The sequence below is a fragment of the Brevundimonas sp. genome, from assembly GCF_004210735.1.
Taxonomy (GTDB): Bacteria; Pseudomonadota; Alphaproteobacteria; order Caulobacterales; family Caulobacteraceae; genus Brevundimonas.
In genome coordinates this window covers 1-8,018 of record NZ_SDZL01000084.1, presented here as the reverse complement: position 1 = coordinate 8,018, position 8,018 = coordinate 1, and the positions used below count along the sequence as shown (strand labels likewise).

The window sequence follows — 8,018 nt, the reverse complement described above, 5'->3', positions numbered from 1 at the left end:
ATGATCTCGCCCAGCTTGGAGATGCCCTCGCCGTACATGATGTCGAAGATGACCTCGCGGAACGGCGGGGCGACCTTGTTCTTGACCACCTTCACGCGGGTGGTGTTGCCGACCACTTCGTCGCGGTCCTTGATCGCGCCGGTGCGGCGGATGTCCAGGCGGACCGAGGCGTAGAATTTCAGCGCATTGCCACCCGTCGTGGTCTCAGGGCTGCCGTACATCACGCCGATCTTGTGACGGATCTGGTTGATGAACAGCACGATGCATTTCGACTTGGAGATCGAGGCGGTCAGCTTGCGCAGCGCCTGGCTCATCAGACGGGCCTGCAGGCCCGGCAGGCTGTCGCCCATCTCGCCCTCGATCTCGGCGCGGGGGGTCAGGGCGGCGACCGAGTCGATCACCACGATGTCCACGGCGCCCGAGCGCACCAGGGTGTCGACGATCTCCAACGCCTGTTCGCCCGTGTCGGGCTGCGACACCAGCAGGTCATCCAGATTGACGCCCAGCTTTTGCGCATAGATCGGATCCAGCGCGTGTTCGGCGTCGACGAAGGCGGCCACGCCGCCTTTCTTCTGGACCTCGGCCACGGTGTGCAGGGCCAGGGTGGTCTTGCCCGAGGATTCGGGGCCGAACACCTCGATCACCCGGCCGACCGGCAGGCCGCCGATGCCCAGCGCCATGTCCAGACCCAGCGAGCCGGTCGAGACGCTTTCGATCTCGGCCACCACGCCGGCCTTGCCCAGTTTCATCACAGAGCCCTTGCCGAAGGCGCGATCGATCTGGGCGATCGCCGCCTCAAGCGCGCGCTGCTTGTCGCCGTCTTCCTTGCCCACCAGTTTCAAAGCCGCCTGTGCCATTGCCTTGCTCTCCCTTGCCATGATTCCCATCGATGCTCGGGAGAGACCCGCCGTGGACCCGCTCCCTTGTGAGACCCACTATGGTCATGGTTTGTTCCGGTTGCCAATATGTTCTTTTTTGCGTTCCGGCCGTGCTGCGACCGTTTCTGACGTCTAGCGATTTTGGCTAGGCAAGGCGGGGATGGCCCGGCGCCCGACCGCGGCTAGCGTCGCCGTATGACCGCGTCGTTCCGCACCGGATGCCTGCGCCTGATGCTGCTGATCGCGGCGGTGGCTTTCTGCCTGTGGTCGTGGATCATGCTGGCGCGCCTGTTCTTCTGAACAGAAGCCTTCCCCTCGAGGGGAAGGGGGCTCAAGTGATCGGCCGACGCCAGGCGACGATGCCGACGGTCGAGATCTGGACCGGTTCGCCGTTCTGGTTGCGGGTCTCGGAGCGGGTGCGAACGATGCCCCGGTCCGGCTTTGACTTCGACGGGATGATCTCCAGCACCTCGACGTGCAGGGTCAGCACGTCGCCCGGCCGGGTCGGGCGCGGCCAGACGGTCTCGCCGCCCGTGCCGATCAGTCCGCCGACGAAGGGCACGCTGGCCACCAGCATCTTCATCGTCAGCGCCGCCGTGTGCCAGCCGCTGGCCGCCAGACCGCCGAACAGGCTGTCCCTGGCGGCGTCTTCGTCCAGATGGAAGGGCTGGGGATCGTATTCGGCGGCGAAGGCCTTGATGGCCTCGGTCGTCACGTTCACCGGGCCGCCGGTGAAGGTCTGGCCGACGTGCAGATCATCGAGATAGAGGGGCGTCGCGGTCATAACGCTGTCTTACGCCCTTCAGCCCCGCACCGCGATCAGCGACTTGGTCAGCGGGCCGACCTTTTCATCATGGTGGGCGGCGTCGGGATACAGGAAGCGGAACTGGGTCTTGTCCAGCAGCCGGGCGTGCTGGACATCGCGCATGGCGGCGCCGACGTCGGCGGCCTTTTCCGAGAAGCCGTGCGGGCGCCGTATCAGGGCGCGGGCGCGGCTCTGCTCGCTACGCCAGTGGAAGAAGGGGGCCGAGAAATGCGGCTCGATCGGGAACCAGAAATAGGGCGTCTGGGCATAGTAGCGCGCGGCCAGACGGCGGCACTCGCCGGCGAAGGCCTCCATCCGCACCCAGTCGCCGACATGTTCAATCACCGAGTTGGAATGGACCAGGTCGAAGCTGCCGTCGGCGTATTGGGGCAGGGCGCACGCGTCGCCCTCGACCGCCGTGAACATCGCCTGATCCCAGACCTGACCTGTGCCGAACGGATTGACCAGGGTGACATGCACCCCCCTGGCCCGCAGCATTTCGGCGTCGAACAGCCGCCAGTATTCGGCCTCGCCGCCCAGGTCGATGATCCGCACCGCGCCCTTTTCGGCATGGATCGCCGCGATCAGTTCGACGATCCGCCGGCTGCGCGCCCGGCGAAAGCGCGACACTAGCGAATTGGGGTCGTCGTTGTCCTGAAGCGCGTGGATGAAGTTCATGGATCGAGGTTAGCCGGCGCAGGTTAAGGGCGGCCTACTCATCCTCCCCTGCGTAGCGGGGGAGGGGGACCGCGGAGCCCGGACAGGGCGACGGGGTGGGGCGAGTTCAAGCGCTGCGGATGGTTCCGCCCCCACCACCATGCTGCGCATGGTCCCCCTCCCCCGTGAACGGGGGAGGATCGAAGGATCTACGCCGCCCGGCGGGCCGCTGTCGGGGCCTTGACGAACAGGCCCTTGCGGCCGGCGACGGGGCGGAAGGCGACGCTGTCCGCCTCGGGGCGTTCGTCGGGACCCAGGAACAGGCAGCCGTCGTCCACCAGCCGCCGCTCCAGCGCGTCCAGCAGCCGCGCGCGGCGCGCGGGATCCATGTCGGTCATCACATGGCGGCAGAAGATGACGTCGAAGCGCGGCGTATCGGCGGACGGATCGTCCAGCAGGTTGGCGCGCTCGAACCGCACGACGGCGCGCAGGGTGTCGCGGGCGGTCCAGTTGTCCTCGTCCGGCTCGAACCAGCGCAGCATGGCGCGGGCCGACAGGCCGCGCTGGATCTCGAAACCGGTGTAGAGGCCGGCGCGGGCCTTCTCCAACGCGCGCTGGGACAGGTCGGCGCCGACGATTTCGGCCGCCGCGCCCGCCTCGTCGGCGGCCATGGCCAGGGAATAGGCTTCCTGACCGGTCGAGCAGCCGGCCGACCAGATGCGAACCCGGCCGCCGGGCCGCGCGCGGGCAAGAGCCGGCAGCAGTTCGCCGGACAGCACGTCGAACGCCGCGCGGTCGCGCCGGAACCAGGTCTCGGGGTTCAGCAGCGCCTCGATCACAGCCCACCCCAGCGAGGCGACCGGCTTGGACCACAGGGACGCCAGCATGGCCTCGACGTTGTGGAAGCCTTCGCGACGCGCCACAGGCCCCAGCCGGTGTTCGGCCAGGTTGATCCGGTCCCGCGTCAGCCGGAAGCCGGCGCGGGTCAGAAGCAGGGTCTGCAGGCGGTCAAAATCCTCGGGCGTCATTCCGTCAGGCGGCCCCCACCTCGACGAATTTGGACTGCAGCACTTCGCCGTCGAACGGCTTCATCACATAGTCGTCGGCGCCCGCCGACAAGGCCTCAGCGATGCGCTCGGGCTGGCTTTCGATGGTGCAGAACAGGACCTTGGGCCGGTCGCCGCCCGGCAGCTGGCGCAGGCGGCGCAGGAAGGTCAGGCCGTCCATCACCGGCATGTTCCAGTCCAGCAGCACGACCTCGGGCATGGCGGCGGTGCAGTAGCTCATGGCCTCGGCGCCGTCGCCGGCTTCGTCCACCTCGAACCCCAGGCCCTCGACGATGCGCCGCGCGACCTTCCGGATGATCCGGCTGTCGTCGACGATCAGACAGATTCTGGCGTCCACGGACGTTCCCCCTGAAGTCGGAACTTCGCCTGAAGTTCGTCGCATGATGGTCGCTCAGTCCGGTTAACGACCGGTTGGGAATTGGCCTTAAGCCGGCATTGACCCTGTTATTGAAACCCGGCCGTCCTCGCTGGCGACGGTCAGGGCCCCGCCCGCCTCGTTCAGGGTCAGCCACAGCCAGAAGGGCTGAATCCACTGCCCCGCCAACCCTTCGACCAGCCGCTGGCCCGCCAGGCCGGTGACGGCCTCGGGTTTCAGCCGGGCGCGCGCGCCCTCGGCCCGGCCTTCCAGGGTCACGGTCGCGTCATCACGCCGCACCGACACCACCGCCGTTCCGCCCGACGGCAGGGCGCCCATGGTCAGATAGGCCAGGTTCACCAGCGCCCGGGCTTGCGGCTTGGAGAATTGCTCGGCGTCGTCGATGCGCCAGTCCATCACGGCGCGCCCGCCCTCGACCATGCCGCTGACCAGGCCGCGCAGCTCATGTCCTGCAAACCGTTCGGACGAGGTGGCGGCGCCGAAGGCGACCCGCGCGAAATGCACCAGCGCCACCATCTTGCGCGCGCTCTGCTCAATCAGGCCCAAGGCGTCGTCGCGCATGTCCTGCGCCGACGGATCATTCAGCAGGTCCAGCCCCGACATGATGGCGCCGGACGGGCTGATGAAGTCATGGCACAGCTTGGCCGCCACATAGGTCGCCAGTTCGGCGCCGTCGACAGGCAGGGCGGCAAGATCGTCGGCCGCGCTCGAGGCGTCGGCCATGCTGGTCTGGGTCAGGGTCATCGCGCCGAAAGACATCGTGAAGGGTTAACCAAACCCTGACGTGATTTGCCGGTTCGTGAAACCGCCCTGATGGGCTATCGAGCGGCGATCATGAACATCCTGTCCGACCCCGCCGCAGATCCGACGTTTCACGAGGCGCTGGCCGACATCGCCGAGGCCGCGGCCGCCGTCATCCTGCCCTACTGGCGCACGGGCGTGGAGGCCGAGAGCAAGGCCGACGACAGTCCTGTCACCCGCGCCGATCGCGAAGCCGAGGCCCTGATCCTGTCGCGACTGGCCGCCCTGTGGCCCGAGATTCCGGCCGTGGCCGAGGAAGACGCCGCCGCCAACGGCCTGCCCGATCAGGCCGCATCCCTGTTCTGGTTGATCGATCCGCTGGACGGCACGCGCGGCTTTGTTCAGGGGCGGGAGAGCTTCACCGTCAACATCGCCCTGATCCGCGACGGCGTCCCCGTGGCGGGTGTGGTCAGCGCCCCGGCGACGGGCCACAGCTGGCGCACGGGTCTGGATGCGGGCCGCCCCGCCGCCTTCATGCGCCGCTTCGGGGCCGAGGGCGTCGAGCCGTGGCGCCCGATCCGCGTGCGCGACCGCCCGCAGGAAGGCATCGCCCTGCTCAGCCACAGCATGACCGACGAGGAAGCGCTGCGACTGGCGCGCCGCCACGGCTGTCTCCAGTGGCAGGGCACGGATTCCTCGCTGAAATTCTGCCTGATCGCCGAGGGACGGTTCGACGTCTATCCGCGCACCGGCCCCACGTCGGAATGGGACACGGCAGCCGGTCAGGCGGTGCTGCAGGCCGCCGGCGGCCGTGTTCTGGCCGAGGACGGCCAGCCCCTGCGCTACGGTAAGCCCGGCTTCGCCAACGGCGGGTTTGTGGCGCTGGGCGGCTAGGTCAGCCCAGCGTCTGCGCCTCCAGCCGGCGGCCCAGGGCGGCGGCGGCTTCGGACAGCAGGGGCACGCCCAGTTCGCGCGCGACCTCGCCCGCCTCCAGCACGCCCAGGCTGACTGGCCCGATGGCGGCGCCCGTCATCTCGGCCCGCGCCAGGGCGATACGGCCCAGCGCCATCTGATCCACGGCCCAGTCCAGCGGCGCCGATGGCCCATGCCGGGCGGCCAGACCCCGCCGCAGTCGGCCTTCGATCGTCATCAGCGTCGACAGGTCGCCGCAGGCCTCGGCCAGGGCGATCTCGAAACCCGTGCGGCGTTCGCGCGCCAGGGCGCCCAGGATCAGGCCGCCGTCCGCGCTTAGCGCCTCGGCCTGGATCAGGGTCGTCGCGCCCGTCGCCTCTTCCGCCCGGACCACCTGCACAGCGACCCAGTCCAGCGGGCTGTGGTCGGGGGTGAACTGATCGGCGGCGGCGTCGAACATGGCCTGGGCCTGGATCGCGGCGGCCGCATCATCGGCCAGCGTCGCCAGCGCGGCCAGACCGGCGCCACACAGGGCCAGGGCCCGCGCGCGGGTCAGGGGCCGGTATTCCGGCGCAGCAGCCTCGACCAGGGCGCGCAGGTCGCGTCCGGCCTGATCCAGCAGGCGCGGATCGCGCTGGGCCATCCCGGCCTCCAGCGTTAAGGCGGCGCGGTCCAGCCGCAATTCTTCTCCGGCGATGGCGCCCGGCTCCAGATCATGCAGGGCCGCGTCCATCAGGGCGGCCGCGTCCATCCGCGCGCCCAGCGGCAGGGACAGGCGCGCCTGACGCGCCCGCACCCGCGCATGGACCGCCGCTACCAGGGCCGCCGCGCCGCCGCGCCGTCCCGGATGGGCCCCGGCCAGATCGGCCAGCGCCATCTCCAGATGCTGCGGGCCGCCGAACAGATCGAAGGCCAGCATGCGCGACAGGGCGCTCTCGACCGCCGCGCGGGCTTTCTGGTCGTCGCCGTGGGCGATGCGCGCGGCGTCGCCCGCCGCGCCACGGGCGCGGTCCAGGCTGGCCGACCGGCCGGTGCGCCGCGCGTGTTCCCGCCACAGGGCGGCGGCGCGCATCCACGCATGGAAGGGGTGGGCGCAGGACACGCGACCGGCGTCGATCGCCTGCTGGCGCGCCTCGGCCTCGACCAGATTGACGCCGACCAGCTCCAGCCAGCCCAGGTCGTCGCTCTCGCGCGCCTGGGCGAACAGCCGTCTCAGGTCCTTGCCGAATTCGAACATATGGGCCGCAGCCTCCGGATCGTCCCGCTTCGGGACCGCGGGGGCGTTCCCGCCCCGTCACCAGCAAACGCAGCGCCGCGCCAGTGGTTCGCCTGGGGTTCGCGAAGGAATTCAACCGGCGGGGGATCAGTCCTGTCTGCAGGTCAGTCCAGCCTGGGCGTCAGGCGGCGGCAACGGTCCAGCTCGGCGCGTGCGGCGGCGTCGCCGCTGCTCAGCTGGCGGACCGAAATGATGCGGGCGCGGGTCTGGTCGCCCTCGGCCAGGACGGTCGATCGCCCGGACGCCTGGGCCGCCTGCATCGCCGCCAGCGACCAGTACAGCGCCGCATCGAACAGGGCGCGGCCCTCGCCGCTCTCGCCGCCCTCAAGCTCCGACGCCGCCTGGGTCAGGCCCGCACACCGCACCGACTGGTCATAGGAGATCAGCGCCGGCCCCGGCTGGGACTGCGGCGCGATCAGGACCGACGCGGCGGCGAGAACGAGCAACATGAACACTTGGCTCCACGACGCGCCCCGCGCCGCTTCACCCCTACAGAACCACGACCGTGTGACGGAGGAAAGGCGCCGTAATCGACTAGAGGCGCCGCCGCGTTCAGCCCCGTTCCTTGGTCTTCGTGAAGGCGATCCGGGGGAAGCGTTCGCCGACGTAGCCGGTCTCCCAGCTGGACTTGGCCAGGAAGACGGGCTGGTTGTCGATGTCGGCGGCCATCTGGGGCCGGTATTTGCCGGCGAAGTCGTCCAGGTCGGCCTTGTCGCCGCCTATCCAGCGCGCCTCGGCATAGGGCGACGGCTCGAAGATGACGTCCAGGCCGTATTCCTCGCCCAAGCGGTCGGCCATGACCTCGAACTGCAGCTGGCCGACGGCGCCGACGATGAAGTCGCTGCCCAGTTCGGGGCGGAACAGCTGGGTCACGCCTTCCTCGGCCAGACCTTCCAGCGCCTTCTTCAGGTGCTTGGCCTTCAGCGGATCCTTGACCCGCACGCGTTGCAGGATTTCGGGCGCGAAATTCGGCAGGCCCGCGAACCGGACCAGACCGCTCTCCGACAGGCTGTCGCCGACGCGCAGCACGCCGTGGTTCGGAATGCCGATCACGTCCCCGGCATAGGCGTCCTCGGCCAGTTCGCGGTCGCTGGCGAAGAACATGATGGGGGCGTTCACCGATAGCTGCTTGCCGGTGTTCTGGACCTTCAGCTTCATGCCGCGCTTGAAGCTGCCCGAGGCCATGCGGAACATGGCGATGCGGTCGCGGTGGTTGGGGTCCATGTTGGCCTGGACCTTGAACACGAAGCCGGTCACCTCGGCGCTGCCCGGCTCGACCACGACATCGACGGGGGCGGGGGCGTTG

The 8,018-nt window shown here is 69.4% G+C and carries 10 protein-coding genes; 1 reads left to right on the top strand and 9 read right to left on the bottom strand.

All coding sequences use genetic code 11. The features are described 5' to 3' along the window. The 6 genes from recA to chpT all read right to left on the bottom strand — a co-directional run. Window positions 1-857: recombinase RecA (gene recA, locus EON91_RS13355; RefSeq protein WP_292095673.1), on the bottom strand; the 857-nt coding region annotated here is incomplete at its 3' end. A 352-nt stretch (window positions 858-1,209) separates the two neighbouring features. Further along, on the bottom strand, window positions 1,210-1,662 hold the full coding sequence (locus tag EON91_RS13350) for a MaoC family dehydratase (protein ID WP_292095671.1): 453 nt from the start codon (window positions 1,660-1,662) through the stop codon (window positions 1,210-1,212). 18 nt (window positions 1,663-1,680) lie between these two features. Continuing rightward, window positions 1,681-2,361 carry a class I SAM-dependent methyltransferase gene (locus EON91_RS13345; RefSeq protein ID WP_292095670.1) on the bottom strand — a complete coding sequence of 227 codons (681 nt, stop codon included), beginning with the start codon at window positions 2,359-2,361 and terminating at the stop codon, window positions 1,681-1,683. A gap of 188 nt (window positions 2,362-2,549) precedes the next feature. After that, a complete protein-coding gene (locus tag EON91_RS13340) occupies window positions 2,550-3,368 on the bottom strand; it encodes a protein-glutamate O-methyltransferase CheR (RefSeq protein ID WP_292095669.1) in 819 nt (272 codons plus the stop codon). 4 nt (window positions 3,369-3,372) lie between these two features. Beyond that, window positions 3,373-3,744: a response regulator gene (locus tag EON91_RS13335; RefSeq protein ID WP_292095666.1), complete on the bottom strand. Its 372-nt coding sequence runs from the start codon at window positions 3,742-3,744 to the stop codon at window positions 3,373-3,375. A gap of 87 nt (window positions 3,745-3,831) precedes the next feature. Beyond that, entirely contained in the window at window positions 3,832-4,527 is a 696-nt protein-coding gene (gene chpT, locus EON91_RS13330; RefSeq protein WP_292095664.1) for a histidine phosphotransferase ChpT, read from the bottom strand. A gap of 90 nt (window positions 4,528-4,617) precedes the next feature. Here chpT and cysQ point away from each other — a divergent pair, with 90 nt between their 5' ends. Then, window positions 4,618-5,418 (top strand): 3'(2'),5'-bisphosphate nucleotidase CysQ, encoded by an 801-nt coding sequence (gene cysQ / locus EON91_RS13325; RefSeq protein WP_292095675.1) that lies wholly within the window; start codon window positions 4,618-4,620, stop codon window positions 5,416-5,418. A gap of 1 nt (window position 5,419) precedes the next feature. Here cysQ and EON91_RS13320 read toward each other — a convergent pair whose 3' ends face one another. From EON91_RS13320 to EON91_RS13310, 3 genes are all read right to left on the bottom strand, one after another. Then, the gene (locus tag EON91_RS13320; RefSeq protein WP_292095661.1) at window positions 5,420-6,673 is read right to left on the bottom strand and encodes a hypothetical protein; all 1,254 of its coding nucleotides are present in this window, start codon (window positions 6,671-6,673) and stop codon (window positions 5,420-5,422) included. A 143-nt stretch (window positions 6,674-6,816) separates the two neighbouring features. After that, entirely contained in the window at window positions 6,817-7,161 is a 345-nt protein-coding gene (locus tag EON91_RS13315) for a hypothetical protein (RefSeq protein ID WP_292095658.1), read from the bottom strand. Between the two features lie 103 nt (window positions 7,162-7,264). Next, the coding region (locus EON91_RS13310) for an EF-Tu/IF-2/RF-3 family GTPase (protein WP_366250435.1) at window positions 7,265-8,018 on the bottom strand (754 nt) is incomplete at its 5' end.

What these genes read in the sequence shown, in the direction of transcription:
- EON91_RS13350 (WP_292095671.1), bottom strand. Translation starts at nt 1,662, where the DNA reads ATGACCGCGACGCCCCTCTATCTCGATGATCTGCACGTCGGCCAGACC.
- EON91_RS13345 (WP_292095670.1), bottom strand. Translation starts at nt 2,361, where the DNA reads ATGAACTTCATCCACGCGCTTCAGGACAACGACGACCCCAATTCGCTA.
- EON91_RS13340 (WP_292095669.1), bottom strand. Translation starts at nt 3,368, where the DNA reads ATGACGCCCGAGGATTTTGACCGCCTGCAGACCCTGCTTCTGACCCGC.
- chpT (WP_292095664.1), bottom strand. Translation starts at nt 4,527, where the DNA reads ATGACCCTGACCCAGACCAGCATGGCCGACGCCTCGAGCGCGGCCGAC.
- cysQ (WP_292095675.1), top strand. Translation starts at nt 4,618, where the DNA reads ATGAACATCCTGTCCGACCCCGCCGCAGATCCGACGTTTCACGAGGCG.
- EON91_RS13320 (WP_292095661.1), bottom strand. Translation starts at nt 6,673, where the DNA reads ATGTTCGAATTCGGCAAGGACCTGAGACGGCTGTTCGCCCAGGCGCGC.
- EON91_RS13315 (WP_292095658.1), bottom strand. Translation starts at nt 7,161, where the DNA reads ATGTTGCTCGTTCTCGCCGCCGCGTCGGTCCTGATCGCGCCGCAGTCC.